The following is a 25708-nucleotide window of genomic DNA, read 5'->3' on the forward strand; positions in this document are numbered from 1 at the left end:
TTTTCAATCCGAAATCCTGCGAAAAAGAATTCGCATAGCTTCCAAAAAGTGGTCTGAAAGGGCTTTCCAGAACTTTGGTACAAGTTTGGCCTATGTAAATACAAACCAATCATGCTCATCTTAAACATTTATTACCATGCACAACATTGATCGTACCGTAGGTGAAACAAGCTTCGGAATTGGCAACGAGTTTGGCAATGAAACATTCGAATTCGGCAATGAATTTGAGTTCGGCAATGAGACGTTCGAATTCGGCAACGAAACCTTTGAATTCGAAAATGAGTACTCCGGCGAAATGAACGAGACTATGGAAATGGAACTCGCTACCGAACTGCTTTCGGTGACCAATGAAGCCGAGTTGGAGCAATTCCTGGGTGGGTTATTTAAAAAGGTAGCGGGAGGCGTGAAGAACTTTGCCAAATCCTCAGCTGGTAAGGCCCTGGGAGGGATGCTCAAAAGCGTGGCAAAAAAAGCATTGCCGATTGCCGGTGCCGCCCTGGGGAACCTGATCGTTCCGGGCGTAGGCGGTGCCATCGGCGGCAAGCTCGCCGGGATGGCCGGCAAGGCATTTGGACTGGAACTGGAAGGCCTGAGCGCCGAAGACCGGGAGTTTGAAGTAGCTCGCGCCTATGTGCGCTTCGCTTCGGATGCTGCACGCCGCACATCGCGCTCACCTCAGCAAATGCGCCAACCTATGATTGCGGCGCGCACGGGTATCACAGAGGCCGCACGCCGCCATGCCCCGGGTATTCTCAGCTCCGGGTATTCACAAGGTGTTCAGGGTGGTGGTGGCCGGAGTGGACGTTGGGTGCGACGGGGTAACAGTATAATTATCTACGGTATCTGAACTGCCCCGAAATGGTCCATACTTATCTGCAAAACGAAGCCACGTCGATGCTCTCCCGGTTAGGACAGTTGCAACCTTTCTCATTGAGCACACCTATGGTGGCAGCAGCCAGCCCGTCCGATGAAGCGCTGCGCGCAGTGACCGATCACCTGATCAACACCAAGCGGGAACTTCGGGCCAAGGTGAATTCCTTTCTTGCAAAGCTCAAAACCCAGGGTGCCGACGGTTTTGCCACTGCTTCCGAGGCGCAGGCTTCGTATGCGATATTGAAGCTTCGTTTCAACAACATCCTCGATCAGCAGGACATTTTTGCGGATGTTATCACACAACGAACCGAGCATCAAACGGGTGTATGGATCGCGGGGCTCGATGTAGTTGCCGCAGATGCGCTACAGCCGCGAAAAGGCCTGTACGAGACTACCCCGATGATGTGCTTTCTTGAAAGGGGGCACGGTGCGGCGATCAGGAGGGCCCGGACCAGACTGCCGGGGGGCGACCTAAACCCATTGGCTATTATCCAGGTCCCGCGGGAACGTATGGTAGGTAGCGGTATCGCATCTTCACTGATCCACGAAGTAGGCCATCAGGGCGCCGCGTTACTCAGCCTGGTGGAAAGCTTACGGGAAACGCTCATGAAAAGGATAGGGTTGGCACCTCAACCCGAAAAGCTTGCCTGGATGCTCTATGAACGGTGGATCTCTGAAATCGTAGCCGATTTCTGGGCTATGGGCCACCTGGGTATCACGGCTACGCAAGGATTGATGGGTGTTGTGAGCCTGCCGGAGTACTTCATGTTCCGGGTCAAGCTCGACGATCCGCACCCTTTTCCGTGGATTCGTGTAAAACTCAGTCTTGCCGTAGGTGCATTGTTGTTCCCCGACCGGCAATGGCAGAAGTTCGAACAACTTTGGCAGCAAATTTACCCAATAGTCAAACTGGATGAGGAAAAACGCAGCATTATCGCGCAACTTGACGCAGTCATGCCCGCATTTACTGAACTATTGATAGGGCACAGGTCGAATGCATTGCAAAATTTTACATTAGGCGGTCTGTTTCCACTGGAGGCAAGGCAGCCCGAGCGGCTGCGCGAATTGTACAGTCAACTGATGAGCAGACCTGAAACGGCCATCAAAGCCCCGCCGTCGCTGGTGTTTGCGATCATTGGGCAAGCACGGGCTGATGGACGAATTACTGCCGCCCGCGAGGGCCACCTGCTGTCCCGCTTTCTGAACCACTGGGCGATGAGCCGTGCCGAAAGCCGGGGATCAAATCAAAAAAGTATCATTTTAAATCATTTCAATAATGGCAAAGAAATCAGCAAACAGGCCGGTTAGACCTGGCACGCCAGCGTCACCTTCCCGGACGCCAGCGGATAGCAACCCATCGCCCGCGCCAACAGACGCCACAGCGGCAACAGGTGGTACACCTCAAACACCGCTTGCCGAACAGACAACCGTCACGCAGGATGCCAATGTTCGGGCAACTGCAAACGATGTGGTTGGGATATTGAGTTCCCTGCAAGAACCCAGACAGCCCAATGCGGGTCAGGAGACATCAGCGCAGGACATGGGAGCAGTAAGCAGTGATTCAGGATCACCATTGGATGACGATTCACCGGAAATATCCAGAAATCCTGAACCTGATTACAGTGATAGAACCTATTGGACCCAGGAACGCATCCTGGCGTATGAAGAATTGCATAGGAAGAGCACTGTATTCATGGATGAGACCGGTAAGAGTCTTAGGAACGTCGCACAGAAGCAGAATAAATTCGAAGTCAACCAGGGAGATATGGCCAAGTTTCAGAACACGCTGTATTCGGAGATATCCGAGATTTCGAAAAAGGTAGATGGCGTCGATGAACTGAAAAAGATTATTAACACAAGATTGCCAGAGCCGCCGCCTGAAATTGCCTCTTCTCCAAAAATGGACGAAGCTGCCTATCCGGCGCAGCATGATGAATACCAGAAGTTCAAAGAATGGCTTTGCGAGGAAACGAAGGGAGGAAGGTCCATTTGCGAGCCTGAGGGAGAACGCAGGTTATTTTCGGCGTCCCTTGAAGCATGCGAGCCGGAAATAGATCTAAGTGATCCTAAAACGGAGAGTCTGGCTATTTTCAGAGCGGTCAGCAATTTGGGCCCGATTACAGATCCTGCGGAACTTGATCGGTACGACCTGTTCTTTAAAGCTACGATCTGTACAAGTATAGAATTGGCTTCGGCAGATAAAACGTATGAAATCCCTTTCAAAAAGTTGCTTAGGTTCGCGCCTCATGACAAGTTTAAGCTTTTTGAAAAACACAAAGGAGGCCAGGATGGAGCCCATATAGTAGTTTTCGAAAAGGCTGCCTTTGATCAGTTCGCGGGAATAGAAAAACTGAAATTTGTCTTAGGGGTCAACGAGGGACCGGCGGACAAACGTGTAACCAGATATCTGGATACGACCGAGCTTTTCGTTAACAATGTCGCCGCGCCTCATGGTGAAAGAATGCTGACTAAAGGTCTTTCCAACCTGTCCAGCATCCTCGGCAATGGTGTTTTAAAAGTACAAACCCAGCGGAATATCAGCGATGATACGGAGCATCGTACACACACGCTCTGGCGTGCCATTAGAAACCGTGTACCGGATTTTGCCAGGTACAATAATCTAATGAATCAGATCCTGGGCAGTGGTAATATCGCCAATGGTATACCGGCCAACGAAATTTCGGGTCGGCAACAGTTTCTTAATAGCGGCGTTCTGGGCAGACGCCAAATTCTTCATCCGTTGCCATTCACAAATATCCAAGCTTACCGGCTGTTGAAGTCGGCTACCCAGGCCTATCTGTGGGCAACGAACAATACATTCACCAATGGCACGACGGTAAATGAGGGATTGGACTTCTATATCAACAGCTACGATCCGCCAGAAGAAGACCGGACGTTTACACCTTACATCCAGAATATTCTGGCACAGCTGGGTGAATGGAGGACAAGCCTTTTTGAAAGCAACCCCGGCATGGCCGATCCGCGGCATAATTTCTTCGGAATCGATCACTTGCCGGCTATTGAGCTGATCTGGAGCTACTGGACCGAGCAAGGTATGATGGTGCAAACGATGAATGCCATCAGCTTGCGCTTCCAGAATATCACCACCAACCAGGGTGCCGATCCGCTTGCGCAAATGGACATTGATCCCTTGCGCCCGCTAGCCAATCTGTTCTGGGGGTACATTCAGGACGAGCAGCACACGCTGACCATCAAGCGCCGCGCTTATGAGTATGACCATACCTATGGATTACAGCTCGAAGGTCGGGCCGTGCCAGTGTTCAAGTCGGTGGACAGCCGCTCCAAATTCATCGAGGCATTCCATAACCTGCTTCATAGCGCGTCGATCTTCTTCAAGGAATCCGATGACACTACACGTGTGGCAGACCCTTTTTCGGTGCTCAACAACCTGCGCGAAGTACATTTGCTCCTGGCCGAAGGTAACCACAATGCTTATGGCAACCTCACCTGGACTGCCCGGCAGGAAATGCTGATCCAGCAATATCTGTTGGCCCGGCCCGAAATGCGGGAATTCTTGGGCGGACGGGTGATGGTGCCGTACCGGGAGCCCTGGATGGACCGTGTTGACAGAATGCGGCAAATCCAGAACTGGGGCAGTACCAGCATTACCAATTATTACGACCTGGCCCAATTCGGAGAGGTATTGCTGCTGACGATCCGCGCCCACGACTGGTCTAATGAAGAAGGATCGGCGGTAGCCGGAAGCTGGGCAAGCTCATTCCGGAATGAAATCCAACGCTACCTCCATTCCTACCGCACGGTTACCGGCGCCGACCTATCAGCTGACGCCCAACTGACCGAATCGAGCTTTATGCAGCCGTCCACGCTCATTCAGCGCCGATTGCAGGGTGAGCAGCGTGGTCCGCTTCGCAACAGCAGGCTGGTAGGCAAACCGCAACCACAGTCGTAACTATCCATCCGGGCCTGTGCGCGCCGCGTACGGGCCCTAATGCTCCGCTATCATGCAATACTTCCACGATGATGAGCCGTTAACCGGCGATCCGGAACCCGCTGAGGAATGGGACGATTTATTTGACCTGATCGATCATGGCGATAGTTTCAACCCGTACGATATGCAAGGTGACAATCCGCCTTCGTACGCGGCGCTTCGGCTGGTTTTCAGCCGTGAAGATCCTTTTGCTCCGCACCAAAACCGGATCGACCTGCTGACCTGGCAACAGGGACCAGTCTCTGGCCACGAGGGTAGCCACCCTGAATCCGATGCGGTCCGCTGGCTATATGACCAGAAACAACGTGACCCTTCATTCGGCAGGGGGATCAGGCAGGTCAGGATGCTGATCCAGGGCCAGCCATGCACTAAATGTTTCCACCATCTGAAAGCGTCCCTGGGTAAGGTACTTCCTCCGGGTTCACAGGTACAGGTGAAATGGGTAAAACCCGCTCCGAAGCGGCGCTTCGCGTTTTTTCGTGACCGGCGCTATACCCCGCGGGTGAACCGGTGGCGCTAGTGTACAAACTATTGATTTAAAACCATCGGAAACATGTACGAGATCACCAATGAGTGGGAACAGGCCGAGCTGGAAATGGAGTTCAACTCGTTCACCGAGCGCCTGAAAGCGCTATGGCATAGGAACAAATCCAAGGCGCAACAGCTCATGGCCGTGGCGCAGATCGTCGGCAGGTTGGTTTCTCCGGCGCAGGGCGGTACAGAAAATCCGGCAAAGCCGCCGATTGAGCAGAAGGCGTATGCCGACCACCAACGAGCTCAGGACCGAGACCGCAAGGACAGAATTTCTTCTGGAAACTCACAAAAGCCGCCAGCGGCCGGAGGGCAGGAACTTGAATACGAAATGGCCCTGCTGTCGGGCGAACTTCATGCCGTGTTCGAGAAAGTCAGGGAGCGTGCGGGAGCGGAGTCCATTCTATCGGAAGTGCTGCTCGAAACACTCGACGCGGAAACCTACGAGGGAGTGAAAACGAAAAACTGGACAAAGATCATCAGTGACTTCGAAGGCCAGGGGAAACTCAATTACATCAAAGGTCTGGCTCGCAATGTCGCGCGGACAGGCCATTTCAAGAGGCCCAAACGCCATCAGCCTATCGGCGTGGAGGTACATCACTGGATACCTTTTAAATACGCCGCCTTGTTTCCCGAATACACCCTCGACCAGCTCAACCGGCTCAGCATTCCGCTGGATGCATTCACACACGTGCTCGTCGGAGCGGCTATTGACCAGGCTGCCGGGCCGAAACCCACCACCCGGAAGAAAATAGAGGCTGTACTCGATAAACTGGGCCAATGGCGGAGCGGACCATTAAAGCTCGACCCGACTTACTTCAACAGCGTAAGCGATGTGCAGTTCTTACCCTCGCCGGGCCTGAGCCTTAATAAGCAGATAGGCGTCGTACGTCAGGTCGGCGCATTCAAGGCGGCATTTAACCTGCCGAGAGAACTGGAACTTGAACTGATCAACCTTTCATGACCATGCTGATCATCGACTGCCATTGCCACGCAGGTGAAGGGGACGGTTTCACAGGCCCCTGGGATACCCGTGCACCTCTGAAAAAATTCATGCAATGGTCACAAGAGGCCGGGATTCGGAAAACCGTCATTTTCCCCGCATTCCACACCGACTATGCGAGGGCTAATGCCTTGGTGGCCGGCATTACCCATCGGTATCCCGACCGTTTCTTTGGTTTTGCATTCTTGCATGCCGAGCGTGACAAGGGCAAGATCGGGGCGATGGTAAAAACTGCCGTGGAGCAATATGGCTTCAAAGGCCTGAAAGTGCATCGCCATGATGCGCGCATTTCCCGGGAGATTTGCGAGGCAGCCAGGCAATATCGCATTCCTATACTATACGACCCAACTGGTGAAGTTTCTACCGTCGAACTTATCGCCGGGGAATACCCTGATGTCAATTTCATTATTCCCCACCTAAGCAGCTTTGCCGATGACTGGCGAGCACAAATTGCATTTGTTGATGTGCTGGCACGCCACTCCAACGTGTACACCGACACCTCGGGTGTCCGCAGGTTTGACGTATTGGAAACGGCCTACAAGCGGGCAGGAGCGGCAAAGATCCTTTTTGGAACCGATGGCCCCTGGCTGCACCCGGCTGTTGAACTGGCCAAGATCGATGCATTGAACCTACCTCTCCGGGAGCGGGCAATGGTGCTTGGGGGTAATATTTTGAAATTGCTCAGGTTAGAACACGTCCGTAAATAAAGAACGAATTATACCAATGGGAAGAAGCGATTCTGTGTTACTGAGCGGATGTCGCTGGAAATGTGTATTGCATGGGGTTGTCCCGTTGTTATGCTAAGTCGCATTTACGTACTTAGGTAGGTATTTCAGACCCTGCCAGTACGGAATTGCGACTTTGTTGCTATCTGTAAGATACTGTTTTCGAAGTAATTTATTCCTATATTAAGGATATTTGTAAACTTTTCATGAAAATGGCCATCCCTGTTGTACGTACGTAATTTCTTTCTATTTTTGAACTGTATTACTTACGTAAACAAATCAACGATCATCATGAAAAGACTTTTCCTAAATGCAGGCTTGTTGCTGATGCTCTGCCAGGGTATCGCCCTGGCTGATGACGGTCCCGACGCGAAGGCTCGCAAGACGGCGCGCAAAGTGCGTGTGCTGCGTGAGCTTCCTGGTTATCTGGCGCCGAAAGATTCGGTGCCGGCTGTGGAGGACGACTTCAAACCGTCCATTCACGTAGGCGCGATCGTGCACATGTTCGCTTCTGCGGAGCAGTCGGGCTTTGGTGGGAATGTTACTGACAAGGCAAGTGACTGGAACAAAGGGTTTTCGCTTTACAGGGCGCGGGTGCTGGTAGGCGGGCAGCTTTCCAGGAAGGGTAGCTTTTTTATGGAAACGGATCTTCCTTCGCCGATCGGCATCCAGCTGGGCGATAGCACCAAGAATGTAAAAGTGGCGCCAATCCTGCTCGACTGCCAATATGAATACGCTTTTTCAAATGCATTCCAGCTAATAGCAGGTATGCAGCTCGTTTCCAGCAACCGGAACGGTCTTCAAGGTGCGGCAGGGTTAATGGCCAACGATTTTACCTATTTCCAATATCCCTATAACCTGTTTGCCAACAGTCCTTTGCAAGGGAATTTTGGTCGCGACCTGGGTGTGAATGCACGTGGGTTTCTCTTGAAGGACAAGCTGGAATACCGGTTGGGTTTGTTCACCGGAAGAAACCTGGACGGCCAGGCACCGTTACGTATAGTGGGCCGCGTTGCTTATAATTTCCTCGATCCGGAGAAGGACTATTACTATGCCGGCACCAAGCTCGGCGCCGGTAACACCATTGCCTGGGGTGCGGGTTTCGATACGCAGGGTTCTTATTATAATGTCGGGACCGACCTTTTCATTGACAAAAAAGCGGGTGAGGCGGGCTCTGTGACCCTGAATGCTGCATTTCAGTATATGACGGGCGGGACGAATGTCAACTCGAAATATTCGTTCGCACGCCAGATCCCCAAACAGACCGTGCAGTTCCTTGAACTGGGTTACTATTTCAAAAAATCGCGTATCCAGCCGTGGGTGCGTTACGAAAATCAGAATATCTCTGCCAGTAAGGAACAGGTCGGCTCGGAGCTGATCGATAATTTCGACAAGGCCAAATCGAGCAGCGTTTACGGCGGCGGGTTGAACTACTTCTTTAATGGAAGCGCCACCAACCTTCGTCTTTCCTACGTAGCGCGCAAGCACAATGTGGCCGATGCGGGCGGGGCGTACAGCTCGAAGACATACGGCCAGGTTTGGTTGCAAGTGCAGTTTTTCCTATTTTGATCCGTTCCGGCGTGGTCCGGAGTGTTTCTGTTGATCTTAATTTTCACTCATATCACTATTAAAATTTACCGATGAAAACATTCAAAATGTCTTACCAGGTAGTATGGATGGTTGTGCTGGTGCTTGCGCTGGCGGCTTGCGGCGGTTCGGGTTCAGGGGGAAATGAAGGGGGCAAAAAAGAGACTGTGAAGGTCGGGATCCTGCATTCGCTGAGCGGAACGATGGCGATTTCCGAAGTTTCACTGAAAGATGTCGTGCAAATGGCGATCGACGAAATCAATGCAAAAGGCGGGGTGCTCGGCAAGCAGATCGAACCCGTAATCGTAGACCCGGCGTCCGACTGGGACCTTTTTGCTGAAAAATCGAAGGAATTGTTGCTGGATAAGAAGGTGTCCGCGGTGTTCGGTTGCTGGACGTCTGTTTCCCGCAAATCGGTACTGCCTGTTTTTGAGGAAAACAATGGCCTGCTGTTCTATCCCGTGCAGTACGAAGGAGAAGAATGCTCCACCAGCGTGATCTACACAGGCGCCACGCCGAACCAGCAGCTGATCCCCGCCGCCGAATACATGATGAGCGAAGACGGCGGCGGTTATAAGAAATTCTACCTGCTCGGTACCGATTATGTTTTTCCAAGAACAGCCAACAAAATCCTGAAAGCATTTTTGCTTTCGAAAGGCGTTCCCAAAGAGAATATCGTGGAAGAATACACGCCGTTTCACCACCAGGATTACCAGACGATCGTTTCCAAGGTGAAGCAATTCGCAGCGGGCGGCAAGGCTTGCGTGCTGTCGACGATCAATGGCGATTCGAATGTGCCTTTCTATAAAGAGTTTGCAAATCAGGGGCTTTCGGCTGCTACCTGCCCGATCATGGCGTTCTCGGTAGCGGAAGACGAGCTGCGCGCAACGGATACCGAATTTCTGGTAGGTCACCTGGCGGCGTGGAATTATTTCCAATCCAAAGAATCGCCGGAAAACAAGAAGTTTGTAGAAGATTTCCGCGCATTCTGCAAGAAAAACAACCTTCCCGGCGGCGACAAAAGAGTAACCGACGATCCGATCTGCTGGGCTTACACGGGCGTGTACCTGTGGGCGAAGGCAGCCGAAAAAGCCGGTTCTTTCGAAGTTTCCAAAGTGCGCCCTGCATTGTACGGCCTGGAATTCGATTCGCCGGACGGTCTGGTAAAAATGGACATGAAAAACCATCATCTGGCCAAGCCTGTGATGATCGGCGAGATCAAACCCGACGGACAATTCGACATTATCTGGCAATCTACGGGCCTGGTGAATCCTGAGCCCTGGTCCAAACTGACTTCCCCCGACAAGGACTGCGACCACGTGGCGCACGGCGGAACGTACACGGTCGCAAGCAAATAAGCATCCGTTTCAACGCGGCCATCGCGGCCGCATTTAAATTCCCTGGTTATGAACTGCATTCAAAAGGTGTGGCTGGTGATCCTTTTGGCCATCGGAATGGGCCGCGGGGCGATTGCACAGCAGGCAGATAGCATTTCCATTCAAATTGCGGCTGTACTGAACCCGCCAAACGACACGGCCCGGAGCCAGGCGCTCCGGTATCTGGCGGCGCAAAAAGACCCCGCAACCTTCCCGTTGCTCGCGGCGATCAATGACAAAAAGCTTTATATGCTGGGCGGCAAACCCGTAACCACGGGCGAGGCGGAGACTTCCGGCGGAAAAGAGGTTTTTACGGTCTTTTACCTCTATCCCCAAAACCAGCAGGCGGTCACGAAGCTGTCAGCCGATCAACTGCAAAAAGTAGAGATCAGCCGATCCGAAAGACTATTACTCAACGTTGTTTTGCCGTATCTGAACCTGACCAGCCATGATCCCCAAAAGCGGATCATGGCGTATGGTCAGCTTGTGAATGCGCCGGATCCGGACAGGATCGCATTGCTCGAAAAAGCATTGCGGCAGGAAACGGACCCCGGCGCGCGGACGGCGGGCAGGGAAGTGTTTTTTCAGATGAAACTGAACGAAACCGCTTCCGGGCATCAGGCCAAAGCCTATATCGACAGCCTCGACAGCAACTGGGGTGAAAACGTAGGGCTCATCCTGAGTGAATACCAGAAAAATGGAAAAGTCGTGTCCGCAAGGGCCTATGCAGCTGAAAAAGTGAAGGCCCTAGAAAGCCTGCAAAGCCGTATCGAAAAGGCGCAAAACCTGTTTAGCGGGATTAGCCTTGGTAGCATACTGATCCTCATCGCGCTCGGCCTGGCGATTGTGTACGGGCTGGCGGGGATCATCAATATGGCGCACGGCGAATTTCTGATGATCGGCGCTTACACGACCTTTTGTATGCAATCGCTCTTCATGGACACGCTGGGGATGAAATCGGACTTATACTTCTGGGTATCGCTACCAGCGTCATTTGTGGTGGCAGGAGTGTTCGGGTTGGTGCTTGAAAGGCTTGTCATCAGGCATTTGTACGCCAGGCCGTTGGAAAGTCTGCTGGCAACCTGGGGTGTAAGCCTCATTATGGTACAAACCGCCAGAAGTATTTTCGGAGACCTTACTGCCGTGAAAGCACCCGCATTCCTGGCGGGTGGCTGGCAGCTGATGCCGCATTTGGTATTGCCATTTAACCGGTTGTTTATCATTGGATTAACGATTGTAGTCGTCTCGCTTACCTACCTGATGCTTTACCGTAGCCGGTTGGGTATCCGCATCCGCGCGGTCACTCAGAACCGCACCATGAGCGCTTGCCTGGGCGTGGAAACGCGCCGCGTGGATGCGATCACATTCTTTCTGGGTTCGGGACTGGCTGGCCTGGCCGGTTGCGCGATGACGCTGATCGGTAATGTGGTGCCTGATATGGGCCAGACCTACATCGTCGATTCTTTCCTGGTGGTGGTGACGGGTGGCGTCGGGAAGATCGCCGGGGCCATTGTTTCCGGACTGGGTATCGGTTTTCTGACCAAAGTACTGGAATCGTTCTACGAAGCCGTTTATGGAAAAGTGCTCATTCTGGCGCTCATTGTGATCTTCCTGCAATTCAAACCCCGCGGGCTCTTTCCCGACAAGGGGCGTGTTGCCGAGGATTAAACCAATCTTATCTCACATCGATTATGGGAAATAAAAAGGATTTCGGGTTGTACGCATGCTGCATTGCATTGTTCCTGATCATTTTACCGCTGGGAAATGTGCTGGGTTTCGTATCCGGTAACACGATCTCGCTCTGGGGCCGTTACTTCTGCTTTGCCATAGTTGCGCTGGGGGTGGATCTCATCTGGGGTTATACCGGCATTCTTTCTATGTGCCAGGCCTTTTTCTTTTGCCTGGGCGGATACAGTGTAGCCATGCACATTGTGCTCAAAGGAGCGACAGCCTCTGGTACCAACGGTATACCAATGCCCGACTTCATGGCCTGGAACCAGGTGGAATCGCTTCCGTTTTTCTGGGTGCCGTTCCAGTCGTTTGGATTATCGGTGGTGCTGGGATTGCTCATTCCGGCTGCATTTGCACTGGTTTTCGGGTATTTTATTTTCCGAAGCCGTATCCGAGGCGTTTACATGGCCATTATCACCCAGGCGCTGGCATTGGCGATGTGGCTCATTTTCCTCCGCAACGAAACCATGCTCGGCGGCACCAACGGCCTGACCGATTTTAAAACACTGCTCGGGCTTAGCCTTTCCGTACCAAGTGTGAAGCTCGGCCTTTACCTGCTTTCGCTCGTCACGCTGGGCATAGCACTCTGGCTGAGCACGAAGCTCGTCGACTCCAAGTTTGGCAAGGTATTGCAAGCTATCCGCGACAGCGAATCGAGGACGAGTTACACGGCCTACCGTGTCATGCATTACAAACTGGCGATATTCATCGTAGCCGCATTGCTCGCCGCCATTGCCGGAATGCTCTATGCGCCTCAAACAGGCATTATTACACCCGGAAGAATGGACGTAAGGGCATCGGTAGAAATGGTGATGTGGGTGGCGATAGGCGGCAGGGGAAAATTAAAAGGGGCTATTTTAGGTTCGTTGATCGTCAATTTCCTGTACAGTATTTGCACCAGCCTCTTCCCCGACTCCTGGTTGTTTATCCTAGGTTTCCTGTTCATTACCACGGTATTGTATTTTGATAAAGGACTGTTGGGAATGCTCGAATCGGTGATGGCTAAACTGGGCGGAAAGCGCAGGCCAAAGGCTCAGCCCGCCGGGCAGGAAGTAGTGCAGTCGTAACGCTACATTGTTGGTTATCTGTTGTTTCAAATCACAAAACTGCCATTATCATGCTATTGACAGTGAAAAACTTATCCGTCTCTTTCGGGGGCGTCCATGCGCTGAACCTTAGCCATTTTAATTTGCTGGACCGCGAACTCAGGGTTATTATCGGTCCGAATGGTGCGGGTAAATCGACATTCCTGGATATCCTGTGCGGTAAAACCAAAGCGGATGCAGGAGAGGTCAGTTTCGACGGCCATTCGGTATTGGGCAAAAGCGAAGTGCGTATCGCCGACATGGGCATAGGCCGGAAATTCCAGAAGCCTTCGGTATTTCCCAGCCTGACCGTTTATGATAATATGTTGCTGGCCTTCAAGATGAACAAAGGCATTTTTGCTTCGCTTTTTTTCAAGCCCAGCGAGGAGATCAACGGACGTATTCACGAGGTAGCACTCAAAGTAGGTTTGCAAAAATGTCTCGGAAAAATTGCGGGAGAACTCTCGCATGGTCAGAAACAGTGGCTGGAAATCGCCATTGTGGTTTTGCAAGACCCCAAACTGATGCTGATCGACGAGCCGGCGGCCGGGATGTCGGACGAAGAAACGGAGAAAACCGGTGAACTGCTGCTGCAACTCGCCCGGCAGCACGCCATCATCGTGATCGAGCACGATATGAAGTTTGTGGAGCAAATCGCGCAGGACCTGGTAACCGTGCTCGTGCGCGGGAAACTGCTGATGGAAGGCACTTTCGAAGACGTACGTAACGACCAGCGGGTGATAGACAGCTACCTGGGACGGGCAAATGTTCAACTTGAAAATTTCTGAGAAATGGGAACACCGATCTTGAAAGTCAGTTCGCTGACATCCGCCTATGGACAAAGCACGATTCTCTGGGGCACGTCGCTGGAAGTGAAAAAAGGAACGGTTACCACAGTAATGGGCCGTAACGGGGTGGGGAAGACTACTTTGCTGAAAACCATCATGGGCATTGTGCCGCCGAAAGACGGGACCATCGAATACAATGGAGAATCGGTCACGAAACTGCCTGCATTCAAAAAATCGAGAATGGGTATAGCGTACGTGCCCCAGGGAAGGGAAATTATTCCAAAACTAACGGTTTATGAAAACCTAAAACTCGGTCTGGAAGCGGTAACCGACCGGAAAGCAAAGATTCCTGAAGAGGAGATTTACACCTTATTCCCGATCCTCAAAGATTTCCGCAACCGCCTGGGCGGCAACCTGAGCGGAGGCCAGCAACAACAACTCGCTATCGCCCGCGCACTCACGGGAAGGCCGTCGCTATTGCTGCTCGATGAACCTACCGAAGGCATTCAGCCATCCATTTCGCAGGAGATCGGGCAGATTTTGAAAACTCTGGCGCGGGAAAGGGGCATTTCGGTATTGCTGGTGGAACAAAAGATCGACTTTGCGAGCCCAGTAACGGATTATTACTATTTCATGAGCCGGGGCGCTGTGGTGTCGGAGGGGAGCGCGGAGGAAATGAGCATGGAAGAGCTGCAAAATCACATTTCGCTGTAAGTTTTACAGGTTCGCATAACGCATATGCTCGTGTACCTACGTATCTTTACGCGTAGGTACATGAGTTTTTCCAGTTTCAGCCCATGTTAAAAAAACAAGTAGTCCAGGACGAAACCCAGGAGCGGAAGACATTTCTGTACTTCACCTGGCTCTATGTGTCGGCATTGCTGATTGTGGCGGTGATCTCGATCCTCAGCCAGATCCTGATCCAGCGATATCTCACAGCCCAGCGGGACGATTCGCATATTATCAACTATGCCGGTCGCTTACGTACTTATAGCCAGACGCTTAGCAAAACTGCATTGCTCATCGAGTCGGGGAGGGATGTTGAATCCAACCGGAAGGAATTTGTGAATACCCTCAAACAATGGCAGAAGGCACACGTATCGCTCATCAGCGGCAATTCCTTTTTAAACCTACCCCCCAATAACCGTAAGGAAATCGCCATGATGTACGACATGGTGAAAGACCCGTACCAGGAGATATTGGCGGCATCCAACAAAATGGTGGCTGCGATGGAAAAGCAAAAGGCAGGGGATTCGCTGAATATCGGGCCTTATGTGAAAAAAATACTCGAATACGAAAAATCATACTTGCTGGGCATGGAACTGATCGTGTTTGACTATGACCGTTTCTGGCGGCAGAAGGTACGTACGTTGAAAGAGATCGAGTATATCCTGCTCGGCGTCGTGCTGTTTACGCTCCTGCTGGAAGCGGCGCTGATCTTCTTCCCGCTTTCGATCCGCATCCGGCAGACGATGACCGGGCTCATCGACTCGGAAAACCGTTCGAAGCAGCTCGCAAAGCAATTGCAGGAAAGCAGTATTTCCATTGAAAAATCGCATAAGGAACTCCGGGAGACGAATTATGCATTGGAAAAAGCAACTTATCTGGTCAAAACGGACGAGGACGGCAGGATTATTTATGCCAACGACAAATACTGCCACGTGACGAAGTACAGCAGCTCCGAACTGCGCGACCGACCGCTTTTTTATAACAACCAAGGCGGAAATGAGAGCATTATTTACAGCCACATCCGCGACCCGCGGCGGCGTACGGAAGTTTGGCAGGGAGAAGTTTACGACACGGCTTCCGACGGGTCGGGGTTCTGGCTGGACGTGACATTGATGCCGATCATCAACAATCAGGGCGAGTTGTATCAGTATCTGGTAGTGTGCAACGACATTACCAAACGCAAAAACACCGAAAAGGAACTCTGGCTGCTGACCGATGAGAAAATGCGGCGGCAGGAGACTGAGCAACATATCCGGTCGCTGTCGATCATTACCGGCCAGGAAAAAGAGCGTGAGCGGGTGGCGGCCGAGATCCACGACGGTATCGGGCAAATGCTGACCAGCCTGCGGATGAAACTCGAACAGGTCGACGACCGGATGGAACGCAAAGACCCGGAAATTCATCGCATCAACGAATTGTTGGCAGCGATTATATTTGAAACCAAACGCATTTGCGCAGATCTTTTGCCCAGCGTATTGGAAGATTTCGGCCTGCGGTCGGCGATCAGGGAGTTGGTCAAAATGTGCCGGGAAGCATCAGGTCAGGTCGCTTTTTACCTGGAAGAAAACATCAAAGCCGAAACATTGCCGCGCGAGCTGGAGGTAGGGGTTTTCAGGATTTTGCAGGAAGCACTGAACAATGTGATCAAGCACTCAGCGGCAACCATGGTTGAAATTCACGTGGATAGCGACAGCGAGTTTCTGAACATGATTATTCAGGACAACGGGAAAGGATTTTATTTCGATAACCAATATATTTATTCGCGGGAGAAGTTTCCGAAAGCGCACGGCTTGCGCGGCATGAAAGAGCGGGCCGATCTGTTGAGGGGAACGCTGAATATCAGCTCCGAGCCAGGAAAGGGAACCACGGTTCAACTTGAACTCCCTTTGCGGAAACACCTGTAAACCACCTTGTCATAACAGACAATCAACCATATGCACATGAAAAAAATCGCTGTTTTTTTAGTCGACGACCATGAAATTTTCAGAAACGGTCTCAAACAGCTCATCAACAACGAGCCTGATATGGAAGTGTCGGGCGAGGCTTCGTCGGGCGAAGAGGCGATCACATCGCTCGTACATATGCAAGCGGACGTGATCATTATGGACATCCGCATGCAGGGTATCAGTGGGCTGGATACCGGTAAGTCGGTTATTAAGGCGAATTCCAATGCAAAACTGCTGTTTTTTAGTCTTTTCGATAACCCCGACTATGTAAGCACGGCGCTCGATATGGGCGCAAGCGGCTACATTTTGAAGGATACGAGCAACAAGATTTTCCTGCACGCGATCCGCTCGGTGCATAATGGGCATTTCTATTTTATTGGCGATGTGACCGACACCGTTGTGCGGAAATACCACGAGCAACGCAATGTTACCGGTGAAATCTCGACGGTCGGTGCACCCGAAATCGCGCTTTCCAAACGGGAGCAGCAGATTATCCGCATGATCCATCAGGGCGTGAGCAACAAGGAGATCGCCGAGACGCTTGGTATCAGTATCCGCACCATCGAAGCGCACCGTTTGAACATTCTTCGCAAGTTTCAGGTCAGCACCATTGAAGAAGCAATGGAAAATGCGCGGGCGGCTTCATTATTGGTTTAAAAAACACTTCAAAAACTTGCAGCGCTCGGATTAGGTAGTTATATTTACGTACGTAATACTACCTAAGTAATTCTGAGCGCTATGCATTTATCTCCCAGAGAACAGGAAAAGCTCATGTTGTTTCTGGCCGGCGAGCTGGCCGAAAAACGAAAGACCCGGGGGCTCAAACTGAACTATCCCGAATCGATCGCATTAATCAGCAGCAGGTTGCAGGAAGCGGCGCGTGACGGGCAGTCGGTGGCGCAGCTCATGCAGTTTGGCGCTACCATTCTGACACGGGAGGATGTCATGGAAGGCATTCCCGAAATGATCCACGATATTCAGATCGAAGCCACCTTTCCGGACGGTACCAAGCTGGTGACCGTCCACAATCCGATACGTTAACAGTCACGATATGATACCAGGTGAATACTTTCTGGCAGAAGGCGACATTATGGCGAATCCAGGCCGCCGCACTCAGCAACTCACGGTCGTCAATACAGGCGACAGGCCGGTTCAGGTAGGCTCGCATTTCCATTTTTTTGAAGCCAACAAGCAGCTTGCATTCGAGCGATTGAAGGCATACGGCATGCGCCTGAACATCCCGGCGGGTACGGCGGTCCGTTTCGAGCCAGGTGAAGAGAAGGACGTATGGTTGGTAACGTTAGCTGGTAATGGCCGTGTTTTCGGGTTCAATAACCTGGTAGACGGCCCGCTGGAAGGGAGTGAGGGCACTGCGCTGGCGAAAGCGTTAAACATGGATTTCAAAAATGAACTGCCATGAGTCTGCCCATCAATCGCATTAAATATGCCAATATGTATGGCCCCACCACGGGCGACAGGGTACGCCTGGGCGATACGGATCTGATTATCGAGATCGAGCGGGACCTTTCGGTGGGAGGGCCGGAGGGTTACGGGGAGGAATCTAAATTCGGTGGAGGCAAAACGATCCGCGACGGCATGGCGCAATCGGGAACGGCCGTGCGCGACGTTGGCGTGCTGGATATGGTCATTACAAGCGTGATGATCATCGACCACTGGGGCATTGTAAAGGCAGACGTCGGTATCCGCGATGGGCATATTGTGGCTGTCGGCAAGGCGGGTAATCCCGACACCACCGACGGCATTACCCCCGGAATGGTTATAGGCGCGGCCACGGAAGTGCACGGCGGCGCAGGACTGATCGCGACCGCGGGCGGTATTGATACACACATTCACTTTATATGTCCCCAGCAAATAGACCACGCGTTGTTCAGCGGTATTACCACCATGATCGGGGGCGGGACCGGTCCGGCCGATGGCACCAATGCAACTACCGTTACGCCGGGTGCCTGGAATATCCGTAAAATGCTCGAAGCCGCGGAGGCTTTCCCTATGAACCTCGGATTTACCGGCAAAGGCAATTGTGCCACCGAAGCACCCCTCGAAGAGCAGGTGAGGGCAGGGGCAATAGGGTTGAAGATCCACGAAGACTGGGGTGCCACTCCGGCAGTTATCCATGCATCGCTCCGGGTTGCAGATCGGCTCGATATTCAAGTGGCTATACACACTGACACGCTGAATGAGGCCGGTTTTTTGGAAAGTACCATGGAGGCCATCGGCGGGCGCGTTATCCATACTTACCACACGGAGGGGGCGGGTGGGGGCCATGCACCCGATATTATCAAGGCGGCGATGTATCCCAACATCCTTCCGTCGTCTACCAACCCGACACGGCCATTTACCGTCAATACCATCGACGAACACCTTGATATGCTCATGGTTTGCCACCATCTGGACAAATCCGTGCCCGAGGATGTTTCATTCGCCGACTCGCGAATTCGTCCGGAGACGATCGCCGCCGAGGATATTCTGCACGATATGGGCGTTTTCAGTATGATGAGTTCCGACTCGCAGGCCATGGGCCGTGTGGCGGAGGTGATCACACGGACCTGGCAGACGGCCGACAAGATGAAAAAGCAGCGCGGTTTCCTGCCCGAAGACAGCCAGGCCGGAAACGATAACTTCCGGGCCAAACGGTATGTAGCCAAATACACGATCAACCCGGCCATTACCCACGGCATTTCCGACTATGTAGGCTCCATCGAACCGGGGAAACTGGCCGATCTGGCGTTATGGAAACCCGCTTTTTTCGGGGTGAAACCTGAAATGATCATTAAGGGGGGGATGATCATAGGCAGCAAAATGGGCGACCCGAATGCGTCTATTCCTACTCCTCAGCCTGTTATATACCGACATATGTTCGGGGCTTACGGCAAGGCGCTGACGGGTACCTGCATGAGTTTTGTTTCGCAATGTTCGCTGGATGAAGGTGTTGTGCAGCAGTACGGGCTGGAAAAGTTGCTGCGACCCGTCCGGAACTGTCGCAGCATTTCCAAAAAGGACCTGATCCATAACGACGCAACGCCGCAGATCGACGTGAACCCGGAGAACTATGAAGTGAAGGTGGACGGTGTGCATATTACCTGCGAGCCGGTTTCAGTGGTGCCGCTGGCGCAGCGCTATTTTTTGTTTTGACAAGAGTATTGAATTGATTATCGGAGCATTTACGGAATGATCATCAGAGAAAAGGCTGGACGCATCGGCGATTACAAGGGGCTGGGAGCAGAACCGGACTGGCTTGACCTCGAATGGTTTGAGACCAGAAAACGCATTTTACACAAAACAACCAGCCGGGGAATAGCCGTCTCTCTGAAATTCCTGGCGGAATCTCCTGAAATCACGGAAGGAGATGTGCTGTATGCCGACGCGGAACGGCTGGTCGTTGCCCGCATTCTCGCTTGCGATTGTATGGTGGTGAAACCCGGCAGCCTGTTTGAAACGGCCTCGCTCTGTTACGAAATAGGGAACAAGCACCTGCCGCTATTTTTCGAAGATGATGCCTTGCTGGTGCCTTTCGAGGCGCCGCTTTATCGCTTACTGGTAGCGCAGGGTTATGCTGTGCGGCGGGAAGACCGGAAGTTGCTCCAACCGCTTAAAACAACCGTTTCGCCACATCCGTCGAATAATAGCGGCAGTTTGTTTTCGAAAATCATGCAGTTAACCAACTCCTGAAATAGCTATGGAAATGCGCATGCTGAGCCTGTTACAATTAAGCGATCCCACCCTGCCAATCGGCGGATATGCGCATTCGGGCGGGCTGGAAACTTACGTGCAGTCGGGAATAGTGCGGAGCCGGGACAGCGCCTGCGATTATATCCGGCATATGCTCACCGAAAATATCCGTTATGGCGATGCCGCATTTGCTTCGCTGGCTTACGACGCGGTTTGTAGTAACGATATTGAGGAATGCATGAGCCTGGATACCGAATGCACGGCGCTTAAACTGCCCAGGGAGATCCGCGAAGCCAGCGCGAAGCTGGGCAACAGGTTATTAAAAGTCTTCCAGCCAGTTTTGCAAAGCCCTGTATTGGACCAGTATGCCAAAGCCATTCGTAAAAAGAGCGCTTCAGGGCATTATTGCCTGGCTTTCGGGATGTGCGCTGCAGCGATGGGCATTCTTAAAAAAGATATGCTCGCTGGATTTTATTACAACACCAGCGTAGGAATGGTTACCAATAGCGTCAAAATGGTTCCGCTTGGTCAGCAGGAGGGCCAGGAGCTGCTGTTTTCATTGCAACCATTGATAGCGGAGCTGGTTGAAAACACGATGAACCCGGACCGCGACCTGCTCGGACTTTGCTGTACCGGGTTCGATATCCGCTGCATGCAGCATGAAACTTTGTATTCAAGACTTTATATGTCCTAAATATGACCCGCAACTACATCAAAATCGGGGTGGCCGGGCCGGTAGGTTCCGGTAAAACGGCCCTCATCGAGCGGCTTACGCGGCACATGGCTTCGGTTTATAGCGTCGGGGTGATTACCAACGACATTTACACCCGCGAAGACGCCGCGTTCCTGACCGTCAACAGCCTGTTGCCACCGGAGCGGATCATCGGTGTCGAAACGGGGGGCTGCCCTCACACGGCCATCCGTGAGGATGCGAGTATGAACCTGGAAGCCGTCGAGGAAATGGCGGAGCGCTTTCCCGATCTGGAAATTATTTTCATCGAAAGCGGCGGCGATAACCTTTCTGCCACATTCAGCCCCGACCTTGCCGACCTGAGTATTTTTGTAATCGACGTAGCCGAGGGGGATAAAATTCCGCGAAAAGGCGGCCCGGGCATTACCCGCAGCGATCTGTTGGTGATCAATAAGATAGACCTCGCGCCTTATGTGCACGCGGACCTGGGCGTGATGGAGCGCGACGCGCGCAGGATGCGAAATGGCGCTCCCTTTGTTTTCACCAACCTGATGACGCTCGAAGGCCTCGATCAGGTGATCGGATGGATACGCCGGTACGCATTGATGGAGGACATCGCCGAGCCCGAGCTGGTCCGATGATCGCCTCCCTGGATATTACAGCCGCCCGGCGAGACGGTCGCACTTACCTGAAAAAGAGTTTTTGGCAACCTCCGTTCAAAATAGCGGACGTTACCGAAGACAGGCGACGTCCCACCTTGCATTTAATGCAAATGAGCGCATCGCCAGGCGTGCTGGCCGGGGACCATTACCAAATAGGCATTCAACTGGAAGAAGGTGCGGCTGTGCATTGGCATACGCAATCGTATCAGCGCTTGTTCAGCATGGCGTCGGCGGCGCGGCAGCAGGTGCGGGTGGGCCTGGCGCCCGGGGCTTCATTCACCTATTTGCCACATCCCTGCGTACCCCAGGCCGGGGCAGATTTCCGGGCCGATAACCGGATATCCATCTCTGCGAACAGCAGGTTGATATGGGGCGAAATCGTCACTTGCGGGCGTAAGCTGAACGGTGAGGTGTTTCAGTTTTCCAATTACCGCTCGGTGACCGAAGTGTTCCTGGAAGGCAAACTCATTTTAAAAGAAAATCTGCGCCTGCTTCCGCAACGCACCGATCCCCGCGGCATTGGGCAGCTGGAAGGTTTTACACACCAGGGAGGGCTGCTTTGCATTGATGCGCAGGTGGATGTTGTGCGCGTGATCCCGCTCTTGTCGGAAATGCTGGCTGCAATCCCGGGTATCGACTTTGGTATTACCGGTTTGTCGGTAAACGGGTTCGCGCTGAGAATGCTGGGCAACCATTCCGAACAGCTTATGAACGCGCTCAAAATGACATCGGAAATGATTACAAACGACGATATATTATGCAAACCGAGTTTCAGGTATTAATGGCTGCGGCGATTAGCATCGCTTGTCTGCACACGCTAAGCGGCCCCGACCATTATGTTCCATTTATTGCATTGTCCCGAAGCAGAAACTGGTCGCTTCCGAGGACTATTGGCTGGACGGTAATTTGCGGCTGCGCCCATGTTTGGAGTTCGGTGCTGCTTGGTCTCGGCGGTGCAGCGGCGGGCTGGTCGCTGAGCAGGATAGAATGGCTGGAAGGTGTTAGGGGAGGCATTGCAGGCTGGATGTTATTAGGCCTCGGGATTGTTTATGGGATATGGGGCCTATGGAAAATGCGGCGTGGGTATTCTCACAAACATTTCGACGCCGGTGACAACGGGGAACTGTATGTGTACGAGCATAATCATAATCAGGTAGTTGCATCGGGCGACCGGCATAAGGTCACGCCGTGGGTGATGTTTATCATATTCCTGCTAGGGCCTTGTGAGCCGATGATCCCGCTGCTGTACTTCCCGGCAGCGAAAAGCTCCTGGGCGACAATGGTAACCATGATCGCCGTCTACACGGTTTGCACGCTGGCTATGATGCTCCTCATGGTCCTGCTGGGTTTCTTTGGTATTTCAATTTTTCGCTTGTCCTCTCTTGAAAAGTACATGCACGCCCTGGGCGGGCTTACGATCACGATTTGTGGCGCTGGAATGGTGTTTCTGGACTGGTAGGTTGCTGAATTTATCGCGTCTGATGGCAATGAAAATGGCATCAGTACTCGTAAATGGTATCGATGGGTCATAGTGTTTTCATGCAATGTTTGTATAAAATACTCTGCCAGAAGCATGTAACTTCGCAAATGCTTTATGCGAAATCTACAAAACAAGCTAAAATGACGATGATCAAATTCAGAGCAGCAACTATCAATGATTTAAACCTTTTGCGGCATTGGGATGAGCAGCCCCACACGGTTGTCTCTGATCCGAACGATGATTGGGGATGGGAAACGGAACTGTTACGGTCGCCCGAATGGCGCGAGCAACTCATTGCCGAATTGGATGGTCGCCCGATTGGTTTTGTGCAAATTATTGATCCTCTGCTGGAAGACAGCCATTACTGGGGCGAAGTGCCAGAGAACCTCCGTGCGATAGACATTTGGATTGGTGAAGCCGATGATCTCGGAAAAGGTTATGGCACCGAGATGATGCGACAAGCGATTGACCGCTGTTTCGCATCGCCGGAAGTGACCGCAATCATTATTGATCCCCTTGCCTCAAATGTCAGAGCGAGAAAGTTTTATGAGAGGCTAGGCTTTTCTTTTGTTGAGAACCGTACGTTCGGGGAAGATTTCTGTGCGGTTTACAAACTCGAGCGTAGCTCTCGGCGTGTCAGCAAAGGAATGTCCGGGGCCTGGATTTTATAAACGTAGGAAATTTCTTATAGGGCCATCCCATGGCATAAGCCTGGGGTGTGGCCTTAATCGGAAAGCCACATTTCGGTAACCGCTTCTGAGTGAGTATTGTAAAAGGACCGGCCTGGATGTGTATGACGATTGAATTGGCAAACCGGCACTGGGATTGGTAAGGTATTTTAAGGCATTGATCTTAAAACATAAAATGCCAACCCATAATGGTCGTTCCGCCATATGTGGCCCAAAAGCCGCGACGTTGAACTGATTTTAGGATGTAGTGATTTTTGATAGAATACCGCGCAAGATAAAAACTCCACCATATTCCGTAATTTGTGTTATTCGTCCCTTTTATTGTGTTTATGTCCCGTAATTCATCAATCTAAATTTGCAGTGTAAATAATTTAAAACACTCAAAAATTTAGAACAATGAAAAAGGTAGCATTAATCACAGGAGCAAGTTCAGGAATGGGGAAATCAACAGCTAACATATTGCATAGCCAAGGCTATACAGTTTATGGAGCGGCAAGACGTACCGATGAAATGAATGACCTGAAAGCAAAAGGAATGGGTGTAGTTACACTTGACTTAACCAATGACGCATCAATCGTTGAAGCCGTTAACAGTATTCTCGATAAAGAAGGCAGAATAGATATTCTGGTAAACAATGCTGGATATGGTTCTTATGGTTCTGTTGAAGACGTATCCCTTGACGAAGCCAGAAGACAGTTTGAAGTAAATCTTTTTGGCATGGCACGATTGACACAGCTGATATTACCCAGTATGCGAGAGCAAAAATCTGGCAGGATTGTAAACATCTCTTCAATGGGTGGCAAAATTTATACGCCGCTGGGTGCATGGTATCATGCCACAAAACATGCAGTAGAAGGATGGAGTGATTGTCTGCGTTTAGAGTTGAAAGAGTTTGGAATCGATGTGGTAGTTGTTGAACCAGGAGGAATCAAAACGCCCTGGGGCACAATAGCAGCGGAAAATTTGAAGAAAACCTCAAGTACAGGTGCCTATTCTAGCTTTGCCAATAAGGTAGCTGAGAACACGATTAAAATGTACACTGGAAGCCAATTGACTGATGTGGATGTACTTGGGCAGACCATTGCGCAAGCCGCCACCGACAAAAAACCCAAAACCAGGTATGTGAAAGGTTATATGGCGAAACCAGCCATGGCAATCAGAAAATGGTTTGGCGACAAAGTGTATGACAAAATAATCATGAGCCAGGTTAAGTAGACTAAGAAATTGGGCAGAAGATGAAACAAGGCGTTAAAAACATAAAGTCGATTAGCCAACTGCATGAAATTTTCGGATTTGGCAAACCCACGCATCCGTTAATCAGTATTATCGATGTGTCAAAATGGGAAATCTCGGAACAGTTTATTGGCGTAAAATACACCTCGGAATTGTATACTATTGGTCTAAAAGACAAAAGTTGTGGTTTGCAATACGGTAGAAATACTTATGATTTTGATGAAGGGGTATTGTTTTTTACAGCACCCGACCAGGTGCAATCCGTTTCTAAGGCACAGCAATTAAATGAAATACAGGGATGGATGCTATTCTTCCATCCCGACTTAGTCCGCAACACCTCATTGGGGCATAGTATCGGAGATTATGGCTTTTTTACTTACGATGTGCATGAAGCACTTCATTTGTCAGATGCGGAACAAAAGACGATCACCGATTGTAAAACTATGATTCAGAATGAAATTCTGGAAAGAATAGACAACCATAGCCAGACCGTCATTGCATCTTCATTGGAGTTGCTATTGAATTTATCAAGACGTTACTATGAAAGACAATTCAACACCCGGTCGGCACAAAACTCTGATGTTGTGAGTCAATTTCATACACTGCTAAACAGCTACTACAAAAGTGGAAAATTCACGGAAACAGGAATCCCATCAGTAGAGTACTTTTCGGATAAAATACATCTTTCAGGGAATTATTTAAGTGACTTGCTCAAAAAAGAAACCGGATATGCAGTAAAAGACCACGTTAATAATTTTATCATAGAAAAGGCCAAAACCTTATTGCTCAGCGAATTGGAAACCATTAGTGGTATTTCCTATCATTTAGGATTTAACTATCCACATTATTTCAGCCGCTTATTCAAAAGCAAAACGGGCCTGACACCACAAGAGTATAGAAAGTTGAGCTAGCTTAAATG

General features: G+C 51.3%; 25 protein-coding genes. All 25 read left to right on the plus strand.

All coding sequences use genetic code 11. The features are described from left to right. Positions 1-136: 136 nt before the first annotated feature. The 25 genes from AAHB90_RS25980 to AAHB90_RS26100 all read left to right on the plus strand — a co-directional run bounded on the left by AAHB90_RS25980 (position 137) and on the right by AAHB90_RS26100 (position 25700). On the plus strand, positions 137-847 hold the full coding sequence (locus AAHB90_RS25980; protein WP_342088150.1) for a hypothetical protein: 711 nt from the start codon (positions 137-139) through the stop codon (positions 845-847). Positions 848-858: 11 nt separating this feature from the next. Beyond that, complete coding sequence (locus tag AAHB90_RS25985; RefSeq protein ID WP_342088151.1) at positions 859-2181, plus strand: hypothetical protein; 1323 nt, start codon at positions 859-861, stop codon at positions 2179-2181. Beyond that, complete coding sequence (locus AAHB90_RS25990; protein WP_342088152.1) at positions 2150-4804, plus strand: hypothetical protein; 2655 nt, start codon at positions 2150-2152, stop codon at positions 4802-4804. The genes AAHB90_RS25985 and AAHB90_RS25990 overlap by 32 nt, the downstream gene beginning before the upstream one ends. A gap of 52 nt (positions 4805-4856) precedes the next feature. Beyond that, positions 4857-5363: a hypothetical protein gene (locus AAHB90_RS25995; protein ID WP_342088153.1), complete on the plus strand. Its 507-nt coding sequence runs from the start codon at positions 4857-4859 to the stop codon at positions 5361-5363. Between the two features lie 33 nt (positions 5364-5396). Continuing rightward, complete coding sequence (locus tag AAHB90_RS26000) at positions 5397-6338, plus strand: hypothetical protein (protein WP_342088154.1); 942 nt, start codon at positions 5397-5399, stop codon at positions 6336-6338. A 2-nt stretch (positions 6339-6340) separates the two neighbouring features. Beyond that, the gene (locus tag AAHB90_RS26005; RefSeq protein WP_342088155.1) at positions 6341-7084 is read left to right on the plus strand and encodes an amidohydrolase family protein; all 744 of its coding nucleotides are present in this window, start codon (positions 6341-6343) and stop codon (positions 7082-7084) included. Positions 7085-7393: 309 nt separating this feature from the next. Beyond that, positions 7394-8671 carry a hypothetical protein gene (locus AAHB90_RS26010; protein ID WP_342088156.1) on the plus strand — a complete coding sequence of 426 codons (1278 nt, stop codon included), beginning with the start codon at positions 7394-7396 and terminating at the stop codon, positions 8669-8671. 71 nt (positions 8672-8742) lie between these two features. Further along, positions 8743-10047, plus strand: a complete 1305-nt coding sequence (gene urtA / locus AAHB90_RS26015) for an urea ABC transporter substrate-binding protein (RefSeq protein WP_342088157.1) — start codon at positions 8743-8745, stop codon at positions 10045-10047. A 48-nt stretch (positions 10048-10095) separates the two neighbouring features. Continuing rightward, on the plus strand, positions 10096-11733 hold the full coding sequence (gene urtB, locus AAHB90_RS26020) for an urea ABC transporter permease subunit UrtB (RefSeq protein ID WP_342088158.1): 1638 nt from the start codon (positions 10096-10098) through the stop codon (positions 11731-11733). A gap of 23 nt (positions 11734-11756) precedes the next feature. Continuing rightward, positions 11757-12863 (plus strand): urea ABC transporter permease subunit UrtC, encoded by a 1107-nt coding sequence (urtC, locus tag AAHB90_RS26025; RefSeq protein WP_342088159.1) that lies wholly within the window; start codon positions 11757-11759, stop codon positions 12861-12863. A gap of 50 nt (positions 12864-12913) precedes the next feature. Next, on the plus strand, positions 12914-13669 hold the full coding sequence (gene urtD / locus AAHB90_RS26030; RefSeq protein WP_342088160.1) for an urea ABC transporter ATP-binding protein UrtD: 756 nt from the start codon (positions 12914-12916) through the stop codon (positions 13667-13669). A 3-nt stretch (positions 13670-13672) separates the two neighbouring features. Continuing rightward, entirely contained in the window at positions 13673-14383 is a 711-nt protein-coding gene (gene urtE / locus AAHB90_RS26035; RefSeq protein WP_342088161.1) for an urea ABC transporter ATP-binding subunit UrtE, read from the plus strand. A gap of 83 nt (positions 14384-14466) precedes the next feature. After that, complete coding sequence (locus AAHB90_RS26040; protein ID WP_342088162.1) at positions 14467-16302, plus strand: sensor histidine kinase; 1836 nt, start codon at positions 14467-14469, stop codon at positions 16300-16302. 36 nt (positions 16303-16338) lie between these two features. Next, positions 16339-17001: a response regulator transcription factor gene (locus AAHB90_RS26045; protein WP_342088163.1), complete on the plus strand. Its 663-nt coding sequence runs from the start codon at positions 16339-16341 to the stop codon at positions 16999-17001. Between the two features lie 81 nt (positions 17002-17082). Continuing rightward, positions 17083-17385, plus strand: coding sequence for an urease subunit gamma (gene ureA / locus AAHB90_RS26050; protein ID WP_342088164.1), 303 nt, complete (start codon positions 17083-17085; stop codon positions 17383-17385). 10 nt (positions 17386-17395) lie between these two features. Beyond that, positions 17396-17764 (plus strand): urease subunit beta, encoded by a 369-nt coding sequence (locus AAHB90_RS26055; protein WP_446717929.1) that lies wholly within the window; start codon positions 17396-17398, stop codon positions 17762-17764. Further along, on the plus strand, positions 17761-19497 hold the full coding sequence (ureC, locus tag AAHB90_RS26060) for an urease subunit alpha (RefSeq protein ID WP_342088165.1): 1737 nt from the start codon (positions 17761-17763) through the stop codon (positions 19495-19497). Before AAHB90_RS26055 ends, ureC begins: the two co-directional genes overlap by 4 nt. A 36-nt stretch (positions 19498-19533) precedes the next feature. Beyond that, positions 19534-20034: an urease accessory protein UreE gene (locus AAHB90_RS26065; RefSeq protein WP_342088166.1), complete on the plus strand. Its 501-nt coding sequence runs from the start codon at positions 19534-19536 to the stop codon at positions 20032-20034. Positions 20035-20041: 7 nt separating this feature from the next. Then, on the plus strand, positions 20042-20728 hold the full coding sequence (locus AAHB90_RS26070; RefSeq protein ID WP_342088167.1) for an urease accessory protein UreF: 687 nt from the start codon (positions 20042-20044) through the stop codon (positions 20726-20728). A gap of 2 nt (positions 20729-20730) precedes the next feature. Continuing rightward, complete coding sequence (gene ureG / locus AAHB90_RS26075; protein WP_342088168.1) at positions 20731-21366, plus strand: urease accessory protein UreG; 636 nt, start codon at positions 20731-20733, stop codon at positions 21364-21366. Further along, the gene (locus tag AAHB90_RS26080) at positions 21363-22169 is read left to right on the plus strand and encodes an urease accessory protein UreD (protein WP_342088169.1); all 807 of its coding nucleotides are present in this window, start codon (positions 21363-21365) and stop codon (positions 22167-22169) included. The genes ureG and AAHB90_RS26080 overlap by 4 nt, the downstream gene beginning before the upstream one ends. After that, entirely contained in the window at positions 22145-22846 is a 702-nt protein-coding gene (locus AAHB90_RS26085; protein WP_342088170.1) for a hypothetical protein, read from the plus strand. Before AAHB90_RS26080 ends, AAHB90_RS26085 begins: the two co-directional genes overlap by 25 nt. A gap of 161 nt (positions 22847-23007) precedes the next feature. Then, positions 23008-23538 (plus strand): GNAT family N-acetyltransferase, encoded by a 531-nt coding sequence (locus AAHB90_RS26090; protein ID WP_342088171.1) that lies wholly within the window; start codon positions 23008-23010, stop codon positions 23536-23538. A gap of 414 nt (positions 23539-23952) precedes the next feature. Beyond that, on the plus strand, positions 23953-24771 hold the full coding sequence (locus AAHB90_RS26095) for an oxidoreductase (RefSeq protein ID WP_342088172.1): 819 nt from the start codon (positions 23953-23955) through the stop codon (positions 24769-24771). Between the two features lie 20 nt (positions 24772-24791). Further along, positions 24792-25700: a helix-turn-helix domain-containing protein gene (locus AAHB90_RS26100; protein WP_342088173.1), complete on the plus strand. Its 909-nt coding sequence runs from the start codon at positions 24792-24794 to the stop codon at positions 25698-25700. The last annotated feature ends 8 nt before the right edge of the window (positions 25701-25708 follow it).

This window comes from Dyadobacter sp. OTU695 (assembly GCF_038440355.1).
In the GTDB taxonomy this organism is placed as follows: Bacteria; Bacteroidota; Bacteroidia; order Cytophagales; family Spirosomataceae; genus Dyadobacter.